Genomic DNA, 24,059 nt, shown 5'->3' with positions numbered 1-24,059 from the left:
CCGCTTAGCGAATGTCCGGTAAGGGCCGCAGAATGAACTGGAATGCATGCGAGCACCGCGAAACTCTAACCATCTTGGATGCTCTAACGTAAGAAGTGACCTGAGCCCCTAAAACTCCTCCAGATTTGTGTAGAGTCTGCCCAACAAGAGGACGGACAAATGAAGGCACGATTTACAGACGAACAGATCATTGCGATGATCAAGGAGCAGGAAGCTGGTGAGAAGACCGCTGACGTATGTCGGCGACACGGGATCAGCTCGGCGACGTTCTACAAGTATAAGTCGGAGTATGGTGGCATGGAGCCGTCCGATGCGAAGCGGCTGCGAGCGTTGGAAGACGAGAACGGCAAGCTGAAGAAGCTGCTCGCAGAACAGATGTTGGACAACGCAATGTTGCGAGACATCAATTCAAAAAATGGTGACGCCCGTTGGGAAGCGGAAAGCGGTGGCGCATCTGATGGACGCTCATCAGGTCAGTCAGCGGCGGGCGTGTGAAGTGCTTCAGGTTGATCGGTCAACGGTGAGGTATCTGTCGCGTCCACGTGATGATCGCGCGGGAAGGTTTTGCTGTGAACCACAAGAAAGTCAGGCGCATCTATACCGAAGAGAAGCTGCAGGTGCGCCGCAGAGGTGGCAGAAAGCGTGCTTTGGGCACAAGGAAGCCCATTGTGCTGCCGGATGGGCCGAACCAACGCTGGAGCTTGGACTTCGTGTCCGACGCGCTGACAGACGGTCGCCGCTTCCGCATTCTTGCAGTCGTTGATGACTTCAGTCGCGAGAACTTGGTGCTGGTGGCCGACACGTCACTGTCTGGCCAACGGGTCGCGCGTGAGTTGGATCGCGTGATTGCTGAACGGGGCATGCCGACGACAATAGTTTCAGACAACGGCACTGAGTTCACCAGTATGGCGATCCTCAAATGGGTTCAGGAAACCGGCATCGATTGGCATTATATCGCGCCTGGGAAGCCTCAGCAGAACGGCTTCATTGAAAGCTTCAACGACAAGCTTCGAGACGAATGCCTCAACGAAACGCTGTTTGGAACATTGCGCGATGCCCGCAAAACACTTGAAGAATGGCAGGAGGATTACAACTGGCGCCGACCACATTCAGCATTGGGAAACCTGACGCCGATGGAATTCTTGCAGAGAAAGGCCATGGACAAGATGGCGGCCTAGCGCCAAAGATTTAAACCCAAGGACTCCGCGCAAGGCTGGAAGAAACTTGGGGCGCAGGGCACCAGTTCGGGCGGGTGCCGAGGGTGCTCCCCCTGCTGTCTGTGGGAGGAACGGGTGCTGAGAATGGCGCTGATCAAGGGCAAGGCCTCGGGCCTAATCAGAGCATCGCGAAGTCGACCCCATTCGCTCGAAAGTCGTACTTACTCATCTTGCAAGTTGTCCGCATGGGGTCTCGCGACCAGTTGCTCGGGGTTGATGCCGCGCCGGTTGTTGCAGCGGTGGCGGACGACCTCTCTGGGGTGAGGAAAAACGAGTATTCAAGACATAGTAGAGGAAGCGATAAATGTGATCTTGGAAGCCGCGTCAATTGCGCCAAGGGCCGCATTGGTGACGTTCCTGTATTTCCCAATACGATAATCAGCTGCTAAAGTTCACGTATGTACAGCCCTTTTCTACATGTCTTTCCACCTGCCGGTGCCCGTACCCATGAAGTTTGCGGGTCCGGTGCCTACGGTTTTGCCTTTGCGCTGGCGGCGCGATTGGGGGGGCAGATGCTTTGGGTGCGCGAAGCTTGGGGTGCTGTGCAGCTTAATCCCAGCGGGTTTTCTGATTTCATTGATCCTGCGACCCTGACCATCTGCGACACCAAAGACCAGAAGGATGTTTTGGCTGTCACCGAAGAGGCCTTGCGCTCGAATGCTGTCGCCCTTGTTGTGATCACGTTGAGCCAGCCCATTGGCCTAACCGAAGGGCGGCGGCTGCAACTGGCTGCGCGGGATGGAAAAGCAACGGGGTTGGCCATTATCCCCGAAGGCATGGGCAGTAATGCGGTCGAAAGCCGGTGGCGCTGTAGCCCGGCTTTTGATGTTAAAGACTCGACTCTGCAAAAGTGGGAGCTTATTAAGAACAAATCGGGAACATTGGGGGTTTGGTATGTCCGATGGGATACAGCGTCGCGTCGTCTCACTGTGGTTTCCCCAGCTGGCGAGTGACCGGGTTTTACGCCAACACCTGATCGATGCCCCGTTTGTCCTGACGCTGAAACAGAAAAACGCCAATCGTATTTATTGCCTAAACGGCGATGCTACGCGCAAAGGGCTGCATCGGGGTATGTCTTATGCTGATGCGCGTGCGTTTTGTCCAAGTTTGCAAAGCGCGCCCGCGGATCCTGCGCAAGATGAACGTTTTCTGCATGTGCTGCGCCGCTGGGCGATGCGGTATTGCCCCTGGGTTGGGCTGGAAGGCTGTGACGGGTTGGTGCTCAATATAACGGGGTCGGCGCATCTTTGGGGCGGAGAGCCTGCCATGATCACGGATATGCGCCGGCGGTTGGCCCATGCGGGGGTCTCCGTGCGGATCGGGGTTGGGGATACCCGGGGCGCGGGTTGGGCAATGGCGCATTATGGCGAGGGAATTGCACCCGCACGCGATATGCTTGGTACGCTTGCCCCTTTGCCAGTGGCTGCGCTACGTCTGAGTGATGATATGTCAGTTGCATTGCAACGGCTTGGGTTACGCACCATCGGCGATCTGGCATCAGCTGCGCGAGCCCCGCTGACACGTCGCTTTGGCCCCGGCCTTTTGCTGCGGCTTGATCAGGCGTTAGGCCATCAGTCTGAAGAAATCACACCGCTTGCTGACCCTCCACATTACGGCGTGCGGATGACCCTGCCAGAACCGATTGGATTATTAAGCGATGTCATGGCGGGTACCGAACGGTTGCTGGTGCAACTTTGTGCCAAGCTGAAAGCGCAGGAAATGGGCGCCCGTATGCTGTGCGTAATACTGCGCCGGGTCGATCAGGATGAACAGCAGGTCGAACTACGTCTGGCGCGGCCTTTGCGGGACGCAAAACGTATTCTCCCCCTGTTCGAGCGGGGCTTGTCCGAGGCTGAGGCCGGGTTTGGCATTGATCAATTGCGCCTTGAGGCAACACAGGTCGAATCCTTGCCTGCGCAGCAGATCAGCCATGTGTCCGGTCGTGCTAGTGATAAGCTGGACGATCTGATCAGCCGCCTTGGCACGCGCATTGGGCTGGAGAACATTCAGCGTTTCTTACCCGCTGACAGCCATATCCCCGAACGCAGCTTTATTATCGCACCTGCTGCGTATTCTGATCCGCAAAGCGGTTGGAGCAGCGCGAATCCACGCCCGCTTTGCCTGTTTCCACCAGAACCAATTGCCGGAACAGGGCCGCACCCGCCAAACCGTTTTCGATGGCGGCGCATGTCCCTGACCATGGGGCGCGCCACGGGGCCTGAACGCATTGCGCCGGAATGGTGGCTTTCGGACGAAAACTGGCGCACGGGCTTGCGCGATTATTGGCGAGTTGAGACCAAACAGGGGCGGCGGCTTTGGTTGTTTTACACCCCACAAAACCCGGGCTGGTTCGTGCAGGGGGAATTCGCATGACCGAAACAAATCGCATTCATCGCCCGGTCGAGGCCTTTCGCCGGGACATGCTAGATTTAGATGCTCAGGGGCAGGCCTATGCGGAACTTTGCGTAACGACGAATTTTACCTTTCTAACCGGGGCATCCCACCCCGAAGAATTGGTTATGCGCGCAGTAGAACTGGGCCTGTCCGCCATTGCCATAACGGATCACAATTCTCTTGCCGGTGTCGTGCGGGCTTGGACCGCGTTGAAGGAATTGAAGCGCGGGGCAGAAGGCGCTCTACGGATCCGCTCCCAGCGCCAGACTGATTCCTCGTCACGACAAGAGGTTGGGCAGGGCGATCCAATCGCAAAACCGGCAGTATTTTCGCTACCGAAGCTGATTGTTGGCTGCCGTTTGGTTTTGCAGGACAGTCCCGTGAATTGGCTTGCCTTGCCCTGCGATCTGGCGGCTTATAAACGGCTGACCCGATTGCTGACACTGGGTAAGCGGCGGGTCGAAAAAGGCCAATGCCACCTGTATCGCAAAGACATGATGGCCGCCTGCAAAGGCATGATCTTGATTGCCTTGCCACAAACCGGCCTAGCCGAATCCGCGCCAGATATTCAGGCCATTCGGCGGCATTTTTCCAATCACGTTTTTCTGGGCGCAGTCCCGCGATATGATGGCACGGATCAAAGCTATCTGGCGGATTGCGCCCTGTTGGCGCACAAAACATCCGCGCCTATGGTCGCGGTTGGGGACGTTCTGATGCACCGCGCCAATCGCAGGCAGTTGGCCGATGTGCTGACCTGTATGCGGGAACACATCACCATTGACCAAATCGGCACCCGTGCACTGCCCAATGCAGAGCGCCGTTTGAAGTCTGGGGCTGATTTAGCACGGTTGTTTCGCAACCACCCCGCCGCGCTGGGCCGCACAGTTGAGATCGCCAATAGATGCAGTTTCGATCTCGGGGAGTTGTCTTATGAATACCCACATGAGGACGCGGGGACTGAAACCCCGCAGGCTCGTCTGGAACGGCTGGCCCATGAAGGGTTGGGGCGGCGTTACCCCGATGGCCCGCCCGACCGCGCAATCCAGTTGATGAACAAAGAACTGGCCGTGGTCAGTGCGTTGAAGTTCCCGTCTTATTTCCTGACCGTTCATGACATTGTGCAATTCGCCCGATCTCAGGGCATCTTGTGTCAGGGGCGCGGATCGGCCGCTAATTCGATTCTCTGCTACCTGCTGGGGATCACCGATGTCAGCCCGGATATGATTTCCATGGTGTTCGAGCGGTTCGTCTCAAAACACCGGGGCGAGCCGCCGGATATTGACGTCGATTTTGAACATGAGCGGCGCGAGGAGGTCATTCAGTGGATTTACCGCAAATATGGTCGCCACCGTGCAGGACTTTGCGCCACCGTCATTCATTTCCGATCCCGCGCCGCGATCCGCGAAGTGGGCAAGGTCATGGGGTTGTCTCAAGACCTAACCGCTGGCCTATCCAGCCAGATCTGGGGGATGACCAATGGCGGCGTCGATCTGGACCGTATCCGCGAACTTGGCCTTGACCCCGAAGACCGCCGCTTGATGCAGACCATTCGCTTGATCGAAGAAATCATCGGATTCCCCCGCCATCTATCTCAGCATGTTGGCGGTTTTGTCATTACGCGCGGGCGGCTGGACGAACTAGCGCCCATATCAAACGCCGGGATGGAGGACCGCACTGTTATCGAATGGGACAAAAATGACATCGACGCATTGGGTATTTTGAAGGTCGATGTGTTGGGCCTCGGCATGTTGAGCTGCATACGAAAGGCGTTTGCGCTGTTGCAGCACCATGAGGGCATCACGCAGACCATTGCAACGATCCCGCAAGATGATTGCGATACCTATAATATGTTGTGCCGCGCCGATGCGGTCGGCGTCTTTCAAGTGGAAAGCCGGGCGCAGATGAATTTCCTACCTCGGATGAAGCCGCAGGAATTTTACGATTTGGTGATCGAGGTTGCTATCGTGCGCCCCGGTCCGATCCAAGGCGACATGGTACGACCCTATATCCGGCGTCGTCAGGGGCTGGAGCAGGCCGAACCCTTTGGCCCCGCCCTAGAAGAGGTCACAAAACGCACGCTTGGTGTGCCCCTGTTTCAGGAACAGGCCATGCAAATCGCTGTGGTCGGGGCCGGGTTTAGCGCAGAGGAGGCTGACCATTTGCGCCGGTCGCTCGCCTCATTCCGGCGCATGGGTACAATCGGGACGTTTGAGGATAAATTTATCCAGGGCATGCTGAAAAACGGCTATGATCTTGAGGCCGCAAAGCGGTGCTTTTCCCAGATTGAGGGTTTTGCCGATTACGGGTTCCCCGAAAGCCACGCCGCTGCCTTTGCCATGCTGGCCTATGTATCGGCTTGGCTGAAATGCCACCACCCGGCGATTTTTGCCTGTGCGCTGCTTAATTCCCAGCCCATGGGGTTTTATGCCCCGGCCCAGATAGTGCGCGATGCGCGTGAACACAGCGTGGAAACCCGCCCGATCTGCGTCAACCACTCGGAATGGGACAATACGTTGGAACGCCGCCCCGATGGCGCGCTTGCGTTGCGCCTTGGTTTTCGCCAGATCAAGGGCTTCAAAGAAGAAGACGCAGGCTGGATCGTGGCCGGACGCGGCAATGGCTATCCCGACCCCGAGGCCCTTTGGCTGCGTGCCGGTCTACGGCCCGATGTGCTGACACGCCTAGCCGAGGCGGACGTATTTTCCGACATGGGCCTTGCCCGCCGTGATGCGCTTTGGGCGGTGAAGGCGATCCGCGACGCCACACCACTGCCGTTGTTCAACGACCCGATTGACGGTGAAGCCATTGATGAACCACAGATACATTTGCCAACCATGGAATTGGGCGAAGAGGTGGTCGAGGATTACGTGTCCACCGGACTGACATTGCGGGCGCACCCAATGGAGTTGTTGCGCCCCGCGCTGCCTGGATTGGTGACACATGCCTCCTTGCAAGACGTTTCCCCTGGCCGTTACAGCGTTTGCGGTTTGGTGATCACCCGCCAGCGCCCGGGTACGGCTTCAGGGGTGATTTTCCTAACGCTGGAGGATGAAACTGGGGTCAGTAACGTCGTAATCTGGCCCAAGGTTTACAAAAGGTTCCGCCGTATAGTCATGGGGGGGAGATTGCTAAGGGTGAAGGGCTATCTGCAACGCGAGGGCATCGTTGTGCATCTGATTGCGCAGAACGTGCAGGACATGTCCCACAAATTGTCAGACCTAGGTCACCCGCTGCCCGAAGCCCTCATAACCGAGGGCGCGCGCGCCGATGATACTCTAAAACAAGCTCGCTATCCCGCCCGTGCCATGCATCCGCGAGATCAAGCGAAACGCCTGTTCCCGAGCCGTGATTTTCATTGAGCCGCCGTTCGTCCAGGGCGCAGCATTGAGCAAAATGGGCGGGCTTATGTGTCAAACGTACCAAGAAGGATGTGGGTGTTGATTAGGACTCCACATCGGGGAGGTGTTTCGGCATGGGCGCAATACGGAGATGGTGGTCAAAGCAGACCCAAAACCGCAAGTTGGCTTGGGGGGCAGCGGGTTTTCGGTTGCGACCGGCGCAATCAAGTGGCTTATCGATCACGTTGCTACTCTTGCATACGAAACATTCCTGGAGGCCTTCGTATCGGCAGCGCGAGCTTCTGCGATGAATTCAGGTTTCATTGAATGGCTGATTTGGATCAGCGATATCCTTTCTAACCGCCTCGTGGTGGGCGTCCTGCTGGGTTTTACCTTGCTCGGCCTAGGTTCAGGACTCGTAATCAGGATATGACGGTTGCAGCGAGGGTGATTGCTGACAGGAACACTTTGGGACAACGGTCATAGCGGGTTGCGACGCCTCGCCAGTCTTTGAGCCTGCCAAACAGTCTCTCGATGCGGTTGCGGCGTTTGTAACGGCGCTTGTCGTATCTAACGGTCTACTTGTGTGACTTGCGACTAGGGATGCAGAGCCTTGTGCCCCTGTCTGACAAGGCTTCGCTATTTGGTGTCGGGCGTGTAGACAACTGCGACCTTGGCGGGGCAGGGTTCCCAACGATGCCATCCAAGCTCACTCAAACACGGGGACAACAGGCCTCAAGCAACTGATGCGCTGAACGCACAAGCAGTTTTGTTGGATTGTCGACGATCAAACCGGTGTTCAGTGGAGAGAAATCGTGTATTTTACTGTCAAAACGCCAATGTTTTGTTGTGGTATCAATATGTCAAAGAACCCCGACGCAAAGCGTCGTATCGTGTCATCCCGCCATTTGGCGGATGGAGAGAATTGGGAAAGTTCTGAAATCGAGTATGGCATGATCATTGCCTATAACGCATTCTCGCGGTGGATGACGCGTTGTATGTCGGCGGCTGGAAACGTCGACATGACACCGTTGGAAATTTTAGTGCTGCACAATTGCAACCACCGTGGCCGTGGAAAGCGGCTGGCGGACATTTGCTTTCTACTCAACATCGAAGACACGCATACGGTTAATTACGCCTTGCGGAAGCTCTTAAAGATGGAGCTTTTGACTTCAGAAAAACGGGGCAAGGAAGTTTTTTACAGCGTCTCAAAGGCGGGGGAAGAGCTGTGCGACGCTTATCGAGACGTGCGGTCGCGCTGTTTTCTGGACGGGCTCTCGCGGCTTGATATGACGGGTGAAGAGATGCGCGAAATCGCGGCCAGCCTGCGTGCCCTGTCAGGGCAGTACGATCAGGCGGGCCGCGCGGCGTCTTCGCTTTAGCGGTTCATCAGGTTTGGCAGCGCCGTCACGATTTGTGGGAAGATGCAAATCAGGATCACACCTGCGAGCAAGAGCAAAAAGAACGGAAATGCCGCTTTTGCGATCCGCAGGATGTCGATCCCCGTGAGACCCTGAATAACGAACAGGTTGAAGCCCACGGGCGGTGTGATCTGGCTCATTTCGACGACGATCACGAGGTATATCCCGAACCAAAGCGGGTCGATCCCGACCGCTGTGACCATTGGCATGATGATTGAGGTTGTCAGCACGATGACCGAAATACCATCGAGGAAACAGCCAAGGACGATGAAGAACAGCGTCAACGCCACAAGCAGCGCTGTAACCGACAGGTCCATGTCGGAAATCCACGCGGCCAGATTGCGCGGTAAGCCTGTGAAACCCATTGAGATTGAAAGGAAGGCCGCGCCGAGCAGGATCAAGGCAATCATGCACGATGTGCGGGTGGCCGACATAACGGCGTCCGCAAATAGGGCCCAGCTGAAAGAGCCGGACGCCCATGCCAGTATTGTGGCCAGCACAACGCCAAGGGCCGCGGCATCTGTGGGGGATGCGAGCCCGCCATAGATTGACCCGATGACGCCCCCGATCAGCAATGCAACTGGCAGCAAGCGGCGCGACGCCATGACCTTTTCCTTGAACGAAAACTGTTGCTCGACGGGTGGGATCAGGTCGGGATTCATCCATGCGCGCACGGCAACGTAGCCTGCAAAAAGGCTGATAAGCATGACGCCGGGCAGAATGCCGGCAATAAAGAGCCGCGCGATGGATTGCTCTGTCGCGACGCCGTATACGATCAGAATGATGGATGGGGGGATCAGCAAGCCAAGCGTGGCCGACCCCGCAAGGGTACCAAGGATCAGGCTTTCAGGATAGCCGCGCTTGGTGAGCTCGGGGATGGACATACGCCCGATGGTTGCTGCCGTTGCTGCGGACGAGCCAGAGACGGCCGCGAATATCGCGCAGCCAAAGACGTTGACGTGCAATAGGCGGCCCGGAGCGCGACTAAGCCATGGGACAAGGCCTGTGAACATATCGTCGCTCATGCGAGATCGCAGAAGGATCTCCCCCATCAGGATGAACAGGGGCAGTGCTGTGAGTGCCCAACTGTGGGAGTGACCCCAAAAAGTAGTCGCCAGAATCAATCCGGATGGCGCGTTAGAGAAGGCGACAAGCCCGACCAGCCCGACGATGGACAAGGAGATCGCAACCCAAAGTCCTGAGGCCAACAATGCGATCAGAACGGCGAGTAGGGTTAGCGCGATAAGTGGATCTGACATCCTGTTAGACCTCGTCCGGAGTGGATAGGACGGGTTTCCCCGCTTGAAGGAGCTCGACAAAGGTGTGGGCGATCGCGATTCCCAGAAGGGTGACACCGAAGGCGGCCACGCTTTGCGGTATCCACAGGGCTACGGGTACGATGCCGTTTGAGACGTCGCCGTAGTGGATGCTCTCGCGTACGAGATCAATCATGAACCACGCAGCGTAGCCGACAACGGCTGTTGCGACGATCAGGACAACAGCCTCCATGTAAAACTGAATGCGCGACGGAAGTCGTGTTGTGACTAGGTTCACACGAATATGCCCGCCAGCGCGTAGCGTGTGCGCGAGCGCTAGAAAGGTCGCTCCGGCCAACATAAAGCCGGAAAAATCCGCGTAGGACGGTATAGTGGACGGCAGAACGCCAGGGGCCAAACGACCGCCCGCGTTTAAAATGATCTGGGCAGAGATAAGCAGGCAGATCAGCAAGATCAGCCCGCCGGCAATTGCCCCGCAAATATCATAGAGTTTCTGAAGGAGCAGGCCCATCATGCGTTTCCCTTGTCGCAATTAAACTGGCCGACTACGCGGGGCGCAGCCGACCGTTCTTGAAAAACGCCTATTTGCTGTAGGCATCCAAAATTGATTTGGCGCTGTCGGACGCGTTCGCGGTCCAGTTCTCAAGCATTGTCTTGCCAATGCCTTCCAGATCGCTGACCAGTTGGGCGCTTGGCTCATAAACGGTGATGCCATTTTCGGCCAAGGCGGCGGTTTTGCTGTCTGCCTCTGCGACTGACATTTCCCAACCACGTGCCTCTGCGGCCTCTGCTGCGGTCAAAACTGCGGCTTGGGTATCCGCGTCTAAACCGTCAAAGACCCGCTGGTTCACCACGACGATGTTTTTTGGCACCCAAGCGTTGATCGGGCTGTAGTGGGTCACGAAATCCCATGCCGTTGAGTTTACGCCAGTGGAAGGCGACGTGATCATTGCAGCGACTTGGCCGGTCGCGAAGGCCTGAGGGATATCAGATGCCTCGATCTGCACCGGTGCGGCCCCTGCCAGTGTTGCGAACTCTTCGAGGGCGGCGTTATAGGCGCGGAAGCGCAACCCGTTCAGGTCCGCGACGGATTCGATTTCACCGTTGGTGTATAGGCCCTGCGCTGGCCACGGAACCGAGAACAGCGGCTTCAGGCCTTGCTCTGCAAGCAGTTCGGTGATGACCGGCTTTTGGGCAGCCCAAAGCGTCGCTGCATCGTCGTAGCTGGTTGCCACGAATGGCTGGCTGTCGATGCCGTATGCCAAGTCCTCGTTTGAGAGACGGGACAAGAAGAACTCGCCGATCGGGACCTGACGGTTCCGCACCGCGCCTTTTATTTCAGCATGCGGGAACAAGGAACCAGCGGAATGAATAGTGATGTCCAATGCACCGTCCGTGGCGGCGCGAACATCGTCGGCAAACTGGCTGATGTTCTGCGTGTGGAATGTCGCGTCACCATACGGTGTTGGCATATCCCAGCTTTGGGCTGAAGCGGATGTCGCGCAGGCAAGCGCTGCTGCAAAGACGATTGCATGTTTCATGTGTCTCTCCGTGTTGGGACTCTGGTTTTTTCCGAATCCATTTGTATAACGTTGACAAATTGTCAGCGTTATACAAATAAAGCAATAGTATTTCAGAATCGAAGCGCCAAGCTTCAAGAGCAAGGGGTATTCATAGCTCTATGACCTCCATCGATATCAACTCTGATTTGGGCGAAGGCTATGGGCCTTGGGCAATGGGCGACGACGCAGAAATGCTGGCTATCGTGACATCTGCCAATATCGCCTGCGGCGGCCACGCAAGCGACCCCGAGACAATGTTCCGAACGCTGGAGCAGGCGCGCGAAAACGGCGTGACCGTCGGCGCACACCCGGGATTTAATGACATTCTTGGGTTTGGGCGGCGGGTCATACCCATGACCCCAGCCGAGATAGGACGTATGTGCGCCGCGCAAATCGGGGCGCTGCAAGGAATTGCCTCGGTGGTGGGCGTGCCCGTGAGTTATGTAAAACCGCATGGGGCTTTGGCAAACCTCGCAGCGCGAGACCGCGATGTTGCTGACGCAATCGTCAAGGTCATCCAGAAAATAGACCCTAAACTGGCTCTTTTGGCGATTTCCGGCACACAAGAGGAGTTGGCTGCCCGTGAGCTTGGCGCCCCCGTATTCTCGGAAATTTTTGCGGACCGGGGCTATCTGAAGTCAGGTCAATTGGTCCCTCGCGGCCAAAAGGGTGCAATGCTCCACGATGCGCAAGAAGCCGCAGAGCGGCTAATCTCGTACCTTGATACTGGCCTGATGCCCGTCATTGATGGCGACCCGATCCCCCTTGTGGCTGACTCTATCTGTGTCCATGGGGATAGTGCGGGGGCCGTGAGCATGGCCCGCGAAATCCATCAACGATTGAGTGCCCACGGAATAGAGATCGCGAGCTTCATGTCGAAGGGAAGCGCCAAGTGACGCCACAGTTCAAAGCCGTAGGCGATCAAGCACTTCTCGTGTCATTTGCGGAGGTGTTCAGCGATGAGATTCATGATCGCGTCATGGCGTTGGATCGGGCGATCTCCCAAAATCCGCCTGTTGGTATGATTGAGGTTGTGCCGGCGTTGGTGAACCTCTTGGTCTCTTTCGACCCATGCCAAACCACGCACGAAGCGATCGCCACAGATTTTGAAAGATATCTCACCACCCTGACGCTGGAAAAGGTTACAGGAACTCTACGGCACGTTGACGTGTGTTACGACGCGTCTTTGGCGCCAGATCTGGAAGCCGTGGCGACGGCGACCTCGCTGTCGCAGGACGCTGTTATCAACGCCCATCTTGCGGGTGAGTTTTCAGTTTTAATGTACGGGTTCTCACCGGGCTATGCCTATTTGTCCGGCGTACCAAATAACATCCGCGTGCCGCGCAAGCCGGCCGCCGTGCGGGATGTGCCCGCGGGAAGTGTTATCATCGCTGACCAGCAATGTCTGGTGACGACCCTGACCATGCCGACCGGATGGTCGCGTATCGGGCGGTCCCCGACACAAATTCTGACGGGTGACCCGAACCATCCCTTTTTGTTCGATGTAGGGGATAAGATCGTTTTTCGTCGGATTGATCTCGCGGAGTTTGATCGGCTTAGCAAGGCGGCCCATTATGTCTGATGCCGTGTTCTCAGTTTCCTTTGCAGGCCCGTTGGTCACCATCCAAGACGCCGGACGGCCAAGGAATATGCGGTTCGGGGTACCTGCTTCTGGACCGATGGACCGATTGGCATTTGATGCTGCTAACGCCGCGCTTGGGAACGTCGCGGGGCAAACGGGGATCGAAGTCTCGCTTGGGGGGCTGACGCTGACTTGCACCGAAGGTGCGGTTACTCTTGCCGTGACTGGAGGTGATTTTATCGTGGATCACGCAGGTCAAAAATACGCCTCTTGGGTGGTGCTGACGCTACAAAGCGGCGAGCGTCTGTCTATCCGGTCCGGAAACACTGGAAGCTGGGCCTATGTGGCCTTCGCGGGGAACTTACAGTCCGAGACGTGGTTGGGTAGTCAGGCTACGCACTCCACTTCAGGATTTGGCGGGGGTACGGTCCAGACTGGCCAAAAGCTCCACGTCGAGGATGCAATCTTGTGCGATGATCGGCTGGGCGATATCGCCAAGCCAGAGTTTATCAAGGATGGCCCTGTGCGCGTGGTGTTGGGGCCGCAGGAAAAGTACTTCTCCGAAGAGACATTGGAGCAGTTCTGCGCTGAGAGTTTTAAGGTTTCTGGCGCCTACGACAGGATGGGCATGCGTTTGGATGGACCGAGGCTTCCCCTCAACGGCGCGTTGTCGATTCCTTCTGAACCCATCGTGCGTGGGTCGGTGCAGGTATCCGGCGATGGTGTCCCGACTGTTCTTCTGGCGGATCACCAGACTGTCGGCGGGTATCCAAAAATAGCGACAGTTTTGTCATCCGATACCGATCGCCTGAGCCAGTATCGGGCGGGGCAGTCAATGAATTTCACATCTATTTCAAGCGACGTCGCCGTTAGCGAATCGCGCGCGTTTTACGCCGGCAGGCGGCGTTACCTTGAAGAGGTTTCTACTCCGCGTGGGTCATTGGCGCAGCGGTTGATGCGGGAAAACCTAAATCACGGTTGCATTTTCGACTAGCCTTCACTTGTCGTCATGCGGACCTCTATGCCGCCAAAAGGTGCCCTTGGGACGCTTTGACAGAAAAACGCGCAGACGGGCCGAAGCTGGATGGGTCGGCTCTAAGCTCTGGGAACAGGCCGAACAGTTCTTCGCGCGCGCAGTTGTCCAACCCTGGCAGGCTGTAGCTGCCGGGGTGGTAGCTTTCGCTCGCGACACCGTCACACGTGACGATTTCATGTTGGTCAAAGAGGATGTGGTGATAGCTGACCGCGCCCGCGTCTAGTTGACGTACGCTGCTGCCGTTCACCAAGCTTTTTGCCGCAACCAAAACTTCATCATGCCCGAAGTAAAGCTGCGCGCGGTAGCCTGCGCACAGAATTCTGTGTTGCGGAGACACGCGGATAGGGCGCACATTTCCAAGTAAGCCCGCAGCGATTTCGATAGGTGCAACGGACGGTGCCGCAACCAAATCGCGTCGACCGTGCCAACGTACAGGTTGCGGGCCGTTGTCACGGGTAAGCACCAAGTCACCCGGTTTCAGATCTTCTACCAGACGCGGCCCACGTGGCGTGTCGAGCGCCATGCCGTCGGTGAAGCACAGGACGTTTTCGATGTTGTCGAAGGTGACGACCGTCCCGTCAAGCAGGGTGGCAGAGCCCGAGAACGCGCCTGAATCATTGGGATCGGCATTCTTAACGAGGGAGCCATACTGGAGCTGGCCGTTAAAGTTGAGGGTGTCCACGTCTGTGGCGCCCTCGGAGCCGCCATCGACAAACAACGTACCGCCGCCGATGTTTTCGGTATCAATGACAAAGGTGTCATTTCCGGCTTGGCCATAAGATGTGTCGCCGGTGCCCGTGTTGATGGTGTCGTTGCCTGCGCCGCCATAGACGGTGTCGTCGCCAGTACCAGCTGTGATGATATCGTCACCTGCGCCAGCTTCTACCACGTCGTCGTAGCCGCCCACGTCGACGGCATCGAAGTGAACATCAGAGAAGTAGATTGCCTGCTGCGTTGTCCCGCCATTGTCGTACGTGACAACAACCTGAGAGACAGGGCCCGCGATTTCGATAAGGGCGGATGCTTGCGCGCTGGCGGGGCTGTAGTTGGTAAGCCCCGCGGTGATCGTGCCCGTTGCAGGGTCAACCGTGTGGTTGGAACCGCCTGTGATCGTTACATCGACTGGGTTCCCGTCCGCATCAAACGCCTGAACGCGCACGATGTCTTGGAAGTCATTCACCCCGTCGGGCGCAATGCCGTCGATGTCGCTGATCCGGAAGCGTACGTTCTGGACTTCATTCTCTAAGCCGCTGCCGCCATTGGCGGAGAAGTCGAATGTCAGCGTCGTGTCTTCAGCCGCGCCTCCTGCGAACATATAGCCTGCGGAGGTGGAGTTAAACGGCTCACCTCCAGCGACGTATATCGTCTCCGTCGTTTCGGCCGAAAGCTGATCCGAGGGGTTCGGGTCGGAGTAAGTCACCCCAACCGTGATCCCGCCCGTGTCTTGCGAGAAGGCGGATCTTAGATCCGTTTCGTCAGCGTAATCTGTCCAGTTGAACTGGGCGGCGGTGACAGCGTCGCCTTGGTCAATCTGGTCACCGTCTGGGTCGCCGGTGTAGCTCTTGTCGATGATGTCGTCGCCGGCTGTGCCTTGAATTACGCCATCTTCGGCGTCCGAGACGTAGTCGGCATAGCTGAACGTGGGATCGCCAGCCGCGGCACTGGGCGTGTTGTCAAAATCGGCAGTTTGATAGCTGCGCCCCGCGACCAGTGGTATCTCGGACAGGGTGTACCAGCCAGCATTCGGGCCGGTGTTGATGCGGATCGAGACGATTTGAAAGCTTTGGCCAGTCACTTGGTCGATGAGCGTCCAGCTCTCGTCGGCCCACACGGTATCGCCGGACGAGGACACACCATTGATTGTGGTCGCAATCGTAGCGCTTTCGCCGCTTTGAATGTCCTCGAACGTCTCGCTTCCGGCACCGGTCTGGTTGTCGGTAATGGTCGCCTTAGCATCGGGCTCCGCTGGGCCAGTGTAGGTCCGCGTGTTGCCCGGAGTGCTGGAGAAAATGTTGAGCGGATCAATCGCGTAGAATTTTACGTCGTGGGTCGCCATTGCGCGTCTTTCTTATTCGGTCGTGGTGGCTTGATGATCGAAAAGGTCAACGAGTGACGTGTTCTCAGTACCAACTGATTCATATTGACTAAAAATTGAGGCTGTTTGGTGATGCATTAGTGGCAAAAGCTTGCGCTGACCCTGCGTCACGGCTGTTTTGAAGCGCCCACGGAGACGGTCAAAGTCGGAAGGTTTTTCGGGGGGAGGGCAGGCGTCAAGTATCTGCGCCGCACCACATAGGTATTCAGCGAATGCGGAGCACCCCCCGAACTTTTGCCGGAGGGTGGTGTTAGGTTTTAGGGACCGGTGGGGCCCAGCTTAGGCGATTGCCATGTTGTCCACAAAGACGATGTCGTCGAACTCCGTTACGCCGAACAAGTCAATCTTGTCGCGTCCGCCATCGAGGCTAATGCGAACCGCCCCGTGGGTTTCGCGGACGTGGGATATAACGGCACCGCCAAGGTCAATCATGTCTTGGGATGTATCGAAGTCCATGATGACGCTCTTGTCGCGACTACGGTCCTCTGCCAGTTCAGCGGAGAACACGAAGGTATCCGCGCCATCTCCACCCCAGTACAAATCACGCTTGCCGTCGCCCGCAATGATGGTGTCATCACCGTGTCCTGCAAAGACGAAATCGTTGCCGCTGCCGCCGTCTATGACGTCGTCGCCGTGGCCTGCCAGAATGGTGTCATTCCCGCGTCCGCCGATGATGTGGTCATCGCCGTCGCCCGCAAAGATGAGATCGTTTCCGCGCCCTGCGTCAATTTTGTCGCGACCTTCGGTCCCGAACAGGAAGTCGCGACGGTTCGTGCCGGCGATTTCGTTGAACACGGGTTGGAAGTCAAAGCTGACGATAACCGGATCGTGGTCGGAGTTTCGAGCAGGGGTATCACCGTTGAACAGTGCGGGGTCGCGCCCGAAGTCCAAGTTGTAATCGGTGGCGTCTGCCTCGTCGGAGTTGATGTGCCACTCGGTCACGCCTACGACGTCATCGGCCAAAGCATCATTCGCCAATGCGTAGTCCAGCGTGCCGATTTGACCGTCGAAAACATAGGAGTATGCGCTGTCGCCAAGGTTCGCCGCGGCTAGGTCAGTGAACCCAGCATCGGCTAGCGTTGTCAGCGGATCTTCCCTCGCATACGCGTTCAAGTCTCCCAAAATGATCGTGTTTTCAGAGCCTTGGCCCGTGGGGTCGCTGTTGAGCCATGCGGCGAGAATATCGGCCGCTTCGGTCCTCGTGGCGTTATTGTTGCCCTGACCGTCGCCTTGCGCCTCATCTGCCGCAAGACCAGAGAGCGAGCCTTTGGACTTCAGGTGATTGACCGAGACTGTGAGTGTCTGCCCTGTGTCCAGATCCTCGAAGGTTTGCGCGATTGCCGGCCGGTTGAGCGCGCGACCCGCGTCCAGTGGATCAAGGAAGTTGCGGCCCTCGTAGTTTTCCAAAATCGCCATGTCACCGTTCAGGCCTACTTTGTCGACTTTGTAGATAAATCCGTTGGCAATGGCATCACCGCCGATGAATTCCTGGCCTGGATCAACGAAAGCATAGACCTCCGCGCCAAGCTCTGTGTTCACGCGCTCCACAATATCCTTCACCGCGAAGGTGTCGCCTGCGAAGTCATTTTCCAGCTCTATGAGGCCTAGGACATCGGCGTCGATTGAAACGATTGCGTTCACCAGTTTGGTCGCTTGCCGCTCGAATTCCTCGGGCGTGTCGGCCCCGCGTGGGTCGGAGCCGTTGTCGGTGGTTGCGCCAGAAACGTCGATGGTGGTGAAGTAGTTCAGCACGTTCAAGCTGGCGACCTTGAAGTTACCGCCGATGTCGGCGGGCATATCTTCACGCGGGTTGGTTTGCTCATATACGCCTTCCGCCGCGTTAATGCGGAACTCGTCGAAGGAATATCCCACCACGCCCTCAATTGCAGAGATTGTGTCACCCATACGGAAGCTATCGGCGGCGGTTAGAATTCCGTCATTGCCATCAATAACATTTAGAACATCCGGATTTTGCCCAGATAGGCCGTCATCCAGCACGAGAGTGCGTGCGGCAACATCTTGCAGGTGTTGCTCAAAACCCGCCACGTCCGGCGCGTTCTCTTGTGTGAATTGCACGGGGCGCCCGTCAGCAGTGACGTTATACTGGCCGAAGCGATCCAGATTGAACATCTCGGACACGGTCATGTCTTGCGCGACGTTCACCAACATGCCCTCGTAGGCTTCCAGATTGGCAACGTAATTGCCGCTGTTGTCGAGCATGACACTGGCCGTCGGGAACTCGACGGAGACCGCAGTTGGCAACAGCTGATCGGTCTCAAGGACCGCGACGGACGTAGCGGACAACTGGGTCTGACCGAAGAACTCGTTCACGGTTCCGGTGATTTCCACCAGATCGCCGATGTTCACATCAACCAATGGGGCGGAGCCATCGAAGATGAAAATACCCTCTGAACTTAGGTCGTCAAAGTCGTAATCGACCTCTTCCTCTTGGATGTAGAAGCCGTTCAAATCACCTTGGCTGCCAAACAACCCGTCTTGAAAGTCGGCTGTCACAATCGCGCGGACGGTGACGATTTGCCCCTCCAGCGCGCTACGGTCATCAACGCCAATCTGTGCGAGATCACCTGTGCCGCCATTGCCTTGAATCTCGCTGATCAGCGTGATTTCGGCGGGTGGGGCGATGTAGTTGCTGCCGCCCGGAGTAGGCGCCTGCGCCACAAAATCGCCGGTGCCGTCAACGTCGCGCGCCAAAGCGTCGCCGGTCGAGTTTCCATTACCGCTTTCATCGTACTGGACGGTTTGACCAAGGGCCGCGAGCAACCCAGTGTCGTCGCTGTCATTCGTGCCGTAAACAATCGCATCAATCAGGTTTTCTGTGGTTGCGGAGCTCGGCGGCGTGCCGCTGTAAAGGGCGACGGCATCAGCGCCGTTCTGTATGCCGTTGGTGGTAAATGCCACCAAGTCTACGTTTGGCACATCCGCTGATCCGATGACAAAGTAGCCGTCCGCATTCGTGCTTAACCCGTCCAGTGAAATAGTGTTATAGCTCGCGTCCCCGTTGCCGTTGAACAAAACCAACGACAACCCGTCGAGCGAGGTATTGCCGATACCGCCGTCGTAGATCTCGATAAACTCTTGGCTATCGGTGCCGGTTTGGTCGGCGTCTATTTCGTTGATGACAAAGCTGGCTGTTGGTGGGGGCGCGTCGTATCCGGCAGTCGGGAAGGGCGCGCTGGCGGTGGCGTTCGATGTCTGCTCGTCAAATGCGTGGGGGCCAGAGAAGCTCCAGTCCGCGATGTCGAATGTCGGACTCGCTGTGGTGCCGGGATTGCGTGCGGCCCAGCCGTCAAGATATTCCCACGGTTGCCCGCTGCCATCAACGTTCGGCTCCCCGAAGACGTCGATAACTGCGCCGTTCTCGAACAACTCAATGGCGTCATCGCCGTTTACCGACAAAGCACCTGCGGTGTAATTGGGCGCGAAACCCATGAATTCTGTAAAGCCGGGGCTTTCACTGGAGATGTAAATATATGTGCCGGCTGCTGCCGCGACTGCAGGGAAGGTGAATTCTTCTCCGTCTGACCCGCCGCCGTTATTGGCCGATCCGACCCCGTAGGCCGACAAATCGGCCACGTCGGCAGCAACATATATTTCGACAGCTTTCGGCAAGCCGCCGGATAATGGTCCGTCCAAGACACCTGTAATTACTAATGACATATCAGTTCTCCCAAATTTGGCGGGTCTGCTGGAGCGCAGATCGCAAAGACCCCGAAGGCCAAGGTAGAAGTGGCGCGTAACAAGCGAATGACCAATAAGGTGGCCGAGCCTTTAAAATGAACTTTGCGGTCAAATCCGACCGCGGATTACATATAAACCGTGAAAATGCGCGCTACTTGTCCAAGACAAGCCTAGCGCGTTCTAAATAGCAATGGCGCGGATAAAAAAGCGTCATTGATCTGTTTGAAAAGGGAGCGCCCGCGCCGCCTGTGAAGCCTTGTTCACAGGCGGCGCGGGTTAGGTGTTCATGTCTTTTGCCAAGCGGTTAGGTCGGTGGGCACGAATTGATAGGCGCGGATTTTGCGATCGGGAAGCATTCGGCCCATTCTTCTGTGCGGGGCGGCCAAGGTGTCAGCATTTTGGGGTCTTCCTCGAGGGTAAGCACGCCGAGGGCTTGCAAGTCTTTGACCCGCCCATCCAAGTATTCTTTCAGAACCGTGCCCTTGCCATCCACAACCGTGGACACCCAGACGTCGTTCACAACCTGCCTGCTACCGCGTTGGAATGTCCGAAACTGAACCTCCGCTGCGACGCGACCGGTGCTCTCATCAATGTAGAAGGCGTCTTCTGGAAAGTAGAAGCTGGTATCGGTGGCCTGATTGCAGAACAGCTCCAGATCAGCCAACATTGCATCAAGGCCCGTTGTGGTCGTGGTCGGGTACGAGAAAAGCACATCGTCGCTAAACGATGTTTTCATGTAATCAGCCTCGCAGGTGGACCACGCTGCTGCGAAGTCGAACATCACCTTTTGCATCTGGCCACGAACAGAGCCCTCTTCCTCCATAACGCCGGAAAATTCCACGCCGGGGCGCACCTGCTCTGCCTGACTGGCAAGTGGCAGTGAGAGGAGGGTCGCAAGACTGATGACGAGTTTAAGAGGGTGTGGCATAGGGTATTCCTTTGTGGCGGCCTGTGGTGTGGATTGGGTAAAAGTAGGCCCTGTCCGGCGACAATAAGGTGTTACTTGACGAGGGAAAGATCGAATTTGAAGGTCGTACCTTCCCCCACAACGCTGTCGAAATCGACGTGACCACCATGGGCTTCAACGATAGCCTTCACGATGGAAAGCCCCAAGCCGGTGCCTCCGCGCTCTCGTTCGTTGGAGGAGTCGACCTGCTGGAAGCGCTCAAACACCTTGTCGCGCGCGGCCTCGGGAATGCCGCGCCCCGTGTCCGTCACACTGACAACAGCGCGGCCATTTTGTTCTTCAAGGGACACAGTGACATGGTCGCCTGATTTTGAAAATTTGACGGCATTAGACAACAAATTTGACATAACCTGCCCTAGTCTGTGGGCGTCGCCGTTGACTATTAGTTCCGGCACCGGCGGCTGGATGGATAGGGTTACGCCGTAACTGTCGGCGAAACTTGCGTGCGTCTCTATTTGTTCGGTCAAAAATTGGGGTAGGTTGATTGGCTCGAACTTATATTCCATAGCGCCTGATGAGAACTTCTCGGCGTCGAGTAGGTCGGAAATCAGAGAACTAAGTTGTCGGCAGTTACGCTCTGCGATGTTGATCGGGCGTTCAAAAGTTTTAGGGACTTTGCCCAAAGCGCCCGCGCTCATTAGCGAAATGGCCCCTTTGATGGATGTTAGCGGAGTTCTCAATTCGTGATTGATGACGGAGATGAACTGCGACTTGGCAACACTGGCGGCCTCCGCCGCGACAAGTAGCGCATCCTTTTCTCGCAGTTGCCGCCGCGCTGCGACCCTGTCGAATTGGAACATCAAGATCAGTATAGTCACAATGACGATCAGAATTATGCCAACAACGGCGTTGTTGTTGGAGACTGACAGCAGCGTTTCGCGCCATGTCAGGGTTTCGGCGGAACTGGCCTGTAGTGCCTTCATGCCGACTTGGTGGACCTCATCGTTGAGGGCTCTGAATTCTAGCAGGATATCCATCCGCTCTTCACGTGTTAGCGCGCCGATGTCCATGATTGCGGCATCATGTTTTTTCAGCAGTTCCGGCATCTGCTCAAGCAGTGCGTAGTCGACATTGAAATCTTCAAGTTTTGCGGCCACGTCCCCTTGGCTGATGCTAGCCACCATGCTCCACAGAATATCAAACCTTAGGGTAACGTTATTCGCAGTTGTGGGATCGAGTTCGTAATAGGCCAGCGCAAATTCGAATTCTTGAAGCTCGCGCTCAACGCCCGTCACATACCATACTGGGCCCGTTGCGGACCCATTTCCGATGGAGAGGATTTGCGTGCGCATGTGCGCAAGACTCAGGGCGGCGGTAATGAGACCAACCGTCAATGCTCCAATTATGAGCCCCCTGAAGAAATCGAAAGACAGCTTCATTGGGTTGTAATTTTAACCAGCTGCCAAACGGTCCGGCCTTTGTACACGGGGTCACTCAGTTCTTCATGATGGGAGAACGGGTACATCACCCAAAGTGGGCCCTTGTCCCGCACCGACATCAGTTTACCGTTAATTCGAGTTGCGACGACCACGTCGAACTTTGACGCGTCCGCGACTGGGAAATTAATGGTGTACTCATTGATTGCTCTCATGCTCACGCTGTCTTGCTCAAGAAGACCTGCATCCTTAAAAATTTCGCGAAGCAACGGACCCGAATACTCTTGTTCGCCATCAAAGAACGGGTTCCCACTTACGTATTTTGTTTGTGGCAGGGCCTCTAATTCCTCCAAGTCGTACTCAACAGATACGCCGTCGTGTTCGATCGTCAGTAGGGTTTGAGCAGTGGCTGAACTTGCGAATACCGTCAGAATCGCCGAGAGTAAGAATGCCTTTAGCATATTGATCTCCATCATTTTTTGTGCGTGCGCGCAATCAGCTGGATCGTGATCGCTAGGCTGGTTTTTCTAAGTCTGTTGTCAAAATTTTATGTTAAGAGCGGCACATATCGTCAGAGGCCAATACCAGATAATTGCCCCATTATGCGGTAGGCCAATTGCGATGCAAGGTAAGTTGTCTATGCGACTTTAGTTTGTTGGCGGGTGTTATTTTATAGCGACTTTTGAAATACACCTGAAGGCGCGCCGAATGCGCGCAGTCAGATCGCTGATTTTGAGAAGACTGCTCTCAGTACTGTGCGAATTTGGGTTGAGCGAAGCATTCATAAAGCGTTTCGCTTAACTCGGTGCCAAATTAAATGCGAAAAAATGGTTGCAAGAGGCGTGGCAAGAATGCCGCAAACCGCAATGGTGCGTCAGTCGCGGCCAAGCAAATGCAAGGCGCGCCCTCGTCGGCCTTCGGTGTGTGCTCCAGATCATTGTCTGCGATTTCCAAGTCACCGGCCCCGAAACGCCCGGTACTGTCGCTGAAGCTACCTTGAAGGACCAAGGTGAGTTCCAAGCCGTTGTGACTATGATCTGGGACTTCTTGGCCCGGTGGGATGTAAAGCAACCGCGTGGAGCCTTCGTCCCCTGCGGTCAAGATGCATTGACGAACGCCCATGCCAAGTGACTTCCAGCGCGGTGGTTGCCCCTTTAACGCCTCCATTACGGGCGCCGGATATACCCCGTTACCACGGTGGTAGGTGCGCGATTTTACGGGGGCGTCGAGAAGCGCCAAAGTGTCTGTCCGCAGGTCGCCCGATAGGTCAGAGCTTGGGCTCGCCTCCAAAACGGAGCCACCGATGGCTTGGTGGGCCTCGTAAGAGGCTCTGCACTCCAGGCACATGGAAATGTGCGCGGCGATAACCAGCGCGAAAGGAGCCTCCAGTGAGCCCGCCACATAGGCGGCCATCAAGGCGTCTGGTGTGTGGTGAGTGATTGCGGTCATCTTAGCGTATGTCCTTCAAGGCATGTCTCAGTCGCTCTAGACCCAAGCGGATACGCGACTTGATGGTGCCGAGTGGTAGGCCGGTTTGTGTACTAATTTCTTGGTGCGTCAGCTCGCCGAGGTAGGCTTGCTCGATCATTTTTCGCTGATCCGGCGAGAGCTGAAGAAGGGCCTGCCTCAGGTGATCGGCTTCCTGCTCAACGGCTAGTATCTGGCCCGCGTCGGTGTCACAGACGTCATCTTCGATCAGTTCCTCTGGAATAGGGCGGCGTTCTTTGCGCAGCACATCGATCTGCCTGTTGCGGGTGACCTGATATATCCATGCGGACACCTGCGCACGGGCTGGATCAAACTGATCGGCCTTGCGCCAAACGGTCAACATAACGTCTTGCACAATTTCCTCTGCCTGAGCCGAGCCCACGCCGGAGCGCATGATAAAGCCTTTCAAACGTGGGGCGAAATGGTCGAACAGCGCGGCGAACGCCGATCTGTCGCGGTCATTTTTCACGGCGAGCATCCATGTCGTCTGCTCAGAGAAGGACGGGGGTGATGACACCTTAGCAATATCCTTTCTCGCCCGAAGGGGCGGGGGCAGGTAAGCTAAATCGGGTTTATGGCTCATCGTCAACATACCGGTAATACGGCG

Annotated in this window: 18 protein-coding genes and 2 pseudogenes; 9 read left to right on the top strand and 11 right to left on the bottom strand. The window is 56.5% G+C overall.

The window, feature by feature from the left end; translation table 11 throughout:
• Nucleotides 1–159: 159 nt before the first annotated feature.
• From BLW66_RS05765 to BLW66_RS05745, 5 genes and pseudogenes are all read left to right on the top strand, one after another.
• A pseudogene (locus BLW66_RS05765) lies at nucleotides 160–1,178 on the top strand (IS3 family transposase).
• 437 nt (nucleotides 1,179–1,615) lie between these two features.
• Nucleotides 1,616–2,170: an ImuA family protein gene (locus tag BLW66_RS05760; protein WP_089945987.1), complete on the top strand. Its 555-nt coding sequence runs from the start codon at nucleotides 1,616–1,618 to the stop codon at nucleotides 2,168–2,170.
• A complete protein-coding gene (locus BLW66_RS05755; RefSeq protein ID WP_089945984.1) occupies nucleotides 2,112–3,590 on the top strand; it encodes a Y-family DNA polymerase in 1,479 nt (492 codons plus the stop codon). Before BLW66_RS05760 ends, BLW66_RS05755 begins: the two co-directional genes overlap by 59 nt.
• A gap of 47 nt (nucleotides 3,591–3,637) precedes the next feature.
• Nucleotides 3,638–6,970 carry an error-prone DNA polymerase gene (locus BLW66_RS05750; RefSeq protein WP_244508563.1) on the top strand — a complete coding sequence of 1,111 codons (3,333 nt, stop codon included), beginning with the start codon at nucleotides 3,638–3,640 and terminating at the stop codon, nucleotides 6,968–6,970.
• A gap of 130 nt (nucleotides 6,971–7,100) precedes the next feature.
• Entirely contained in the window at nucleotides 7,101–7,382 is a 282-nt protein-coding gene (locus BLW66_RS05745; protein WP_089945981.1) for a hypothetical protein, read from the top strand.
• Here BLW66_RS05745 and BLW66_RS05740 read toward each other — a convergent pair.
• Nucleotides 7,372–7,587: pseudogene (locus BLW66_RS05740) on the bottom strand (transposase); the annotation flags it as partial. The gene BLW66_RS05745 and the pseudogene BLW66_RS05740 sit on opposite strands and share 11 nt — an antisense overlap.
• 222 nt (nucleotides 7,588–7,809) lie before the next feature.
• On the opposite strand from BLW66_RS05740, the gene BLW66_RS05735 reads away from it, so the two are divergent.
• Nucleotides 7,810–8,331: a winged helix DNA-binding protein gene (locus BLW66_RS05735; RefSeq protein WP_089945979.1), complete on the top strand. Its 522-nt coding sequence runs from the start codon at nucleotides 7,810–7,812 to the stop codon at nucleotides 8,329–8,331.
• Here the strand turns inward: BLW66_RS05735 and BLW66_RS05730 are convergent.
• The 3 genes from BLW66_RS05730 to BLW66_RS05720 all read right to left on the bottom strand — a co-directional run bounded on the left by BLW66_RS05730 (nucleotide 8,328) and on the right by BLW66_RS05720 (nucleotide 11,188).
• On the bottom strand, nucleotides 8,328–9,629 hold the full coding sequence (locus BLW66_RS05730; protein WP_089945977.1) for a TRAP transporter large permease: 1,302 nt from the start codon (nucleotides 9,627–9,629) through the stop codon (nucleotides 8,328–8,330). The genes BLW66_RS05735 and BLW66_RS05730 overlap by 4 nt on opposite strands.
• Before the next feature lie 4 nt (nucleotides 9,630–9,633).
• On the bottom strand, nucleotides 9,634–10,161 hold the full coding sequence (locus tag BLW66_RS05725; protein ID WP_244508562.1) for a TRAP transporter small permease: 528 nt from the start codon (nucleotides 10,159–10,161) through the stop codon (nucleotides 9,634–9,636).
• Between the two features lie 67 nt (nucleotides 10,162–10,228).
• Complete coding sequence (locus BLW66_RS05720) at nucleotides 10,229–11,188, bottom strand: TRAP transporter substrate-binding protein (protein ID WP_089945975.1); 960 nt, start codon at nucleotides 11,186–11,188, stop codon at nucleotides 10,229–10,231.
• 140 nt (nucleotides 11,189–11,328) lie between these two features.
• Here BLW66_RS05720 and BLW66_RS05715 point away from each other — a divergent pair, with 140 nt between their 5' ends.
• From BLW66_RS05715 to BLW66_RS05705, 3 genes are read left to right on the top strand one after another with little or no spacing between them, the layout of a single operon-like run.
• On the top strand, nucleotides 11,329–12,105 hold the full coding sequence (locus BLW66_RS05715) for a LamB/YcsF family protein (protein ID WP_089945973.1): 777 nt from the start codon (nucleotides 11,329–11,331) through the stop codon (nucleotides 12,103–12,105).
• A complete protein-coding gene (locus BLW66_RS05710) occupies nucleotides 12,102–12,791 on the top strand; it encodes a 5-oxoprolinase subunit B family protein (RefSeq protein ID WP_089945971.1) in 690 nt (229 codons plus the stop codon). Before BLW66_RS05715 ends, BLW66_RS05710 begins: the two co-directional genes overlap by 4 nt.
• Complete coding sequence (locus tag BLW66_RS05705; RefSeq protein ID WP_089945969.1) at nucleotides 12,784–13,785, top strand: 5-oxoprolinase subunit C family protein; 1,002 nt, start codon at nucleotides 12,784–12,786, stop codon at nucleotides 13,783–13,785. The genes BLW66_RS05710 and BLW66_RS05705 overlap by 8 nt, the downstream gene beginning before the upstream one ends.
• A 25-nt stretch (nucleotides 13,786–13,810) precedes the next feature.
• Here BLW66_RS05705 and BLW66_RS05700 read toward each other — a convergent pair whose 3' ends face one another.
• The 7 genes from BLW66_RS05700 to BLW66_RS05670 all read right to left on the bottom strand — a co-directional run bounded on the left by BLW66_RS05700 (nucleotide 13,811) and on the right by BLW66_RS05670 (nucleotide 24,044).
• Nucleotides 13,811–15,883 (bottom strand): Hint domain-containing protein, encoded by a 2,073-nt coding sequence (locus BLW66_RS05700; RefSeq protein WP_089945968.1) that lies wholly within the window; start codon nucleotides 15,881–15,883, stop codon nucleotides 13,811–13,813.
• Between the two features lie 318 nt (nucleotides 15,884–16,201).
• A complete protein-coding gene (locus BLW66_RS05695; RefSeq protein WP_089945967.1) occupies nucleotides 16,202–19,600 on the bottom strand; it encodes an ExeM/NucH family extracellular endonuclease in 3,399 nt (1,132 codons plus the stop codon).
• A 325-nt stretch (nucleotides 19,601–19,925) separates the two neighbouring features.
• Nucleotides 19,926–20,549 carry a nuclear transport factor 2 family protein gene (locus BLW66_RS05690; RefSeq protein ID WP_170833405.1) on the bottom strand — a complete coding sequence of 208 codons (624 nt, stop codon included), beginning with the start codon at nucleotides 20,547–20,549 and terminating at the stop codon, nucleotides 19,926–19,928.
• Between the two features lie 71 nt (nucleotides 20,550–20,620).
• The gene (locus BLW66_RS05685) at nucleotides 20,621–21,967 is read right to left on the bottom strand and encodes a sensor histidine kinase (protein ID WP_089945966.1); all 1,347 of its coding nucleotides are present in this window, start codon (nucleotides 21,965–21,967) and stop codon (nucleotides 20,621–20,623) included.
• Nucleotides 21,964–22,440, bottom strand: coding sequence for a putative pterin-binding protein (locus BLW66_RS05680; RefSeq protein WP_089945965.1), 477 nt, complete (start codon nucleotides 22,438–22,440; stop codon nucleotides 21,964–21,966). The genes BLW66_RS05685 and BLW66_RS05680 overlap by 4 nt, the downstream gene beginning before the upstream one ends.
• Before the next feature lie 337 nt (nucleotides 22,441–22,777).
• Nucleotides 22,778–23,413 (bottom strand): ChrR family anti-sigma-E factor, encoded by a 636-nt coding sequence (locus BLW66_RS05675; RefSeq protein WP_089945964.1) that lies wholly within the window; start codon nucleotides 23,411–23,413, stop codon nucleotides 22,778–22,780.
• A gap of 1 nt (nucleotide 23,414) precedes the next feature.
• Nucleotides 23,415–24,044 carry a sigma-70 family RNA polymerase sigma factor gene (locus tag BLW66_RS05670; protein WP_089946695.1) on the bottom strand — a complete coding sequence of 210 codons (630 nt, stop codon included), beginning with the start codon at nucleotides 24,042–24,044 and terminating at the stop codon, nucleotides 23,415–23,417.
• Nucleotides 24,045–24,059 lie beyond the last annotated feature (15 nt).

The sequence above is a fragment of the Litoreibacter albidus genome (genome assembly GCF_900107015.1).
GTDB lineage: Bacteria > Pseudomonadota > Alphaproteobacteria > Rhodobacterales > Rhodobacteraceae > Litoreibacter > Litoreibacter albidus.
Note: the sequence above shows the minus strand (reverse complement) of the source record. Positions and strands in the feature narration are given on the sequence as shown.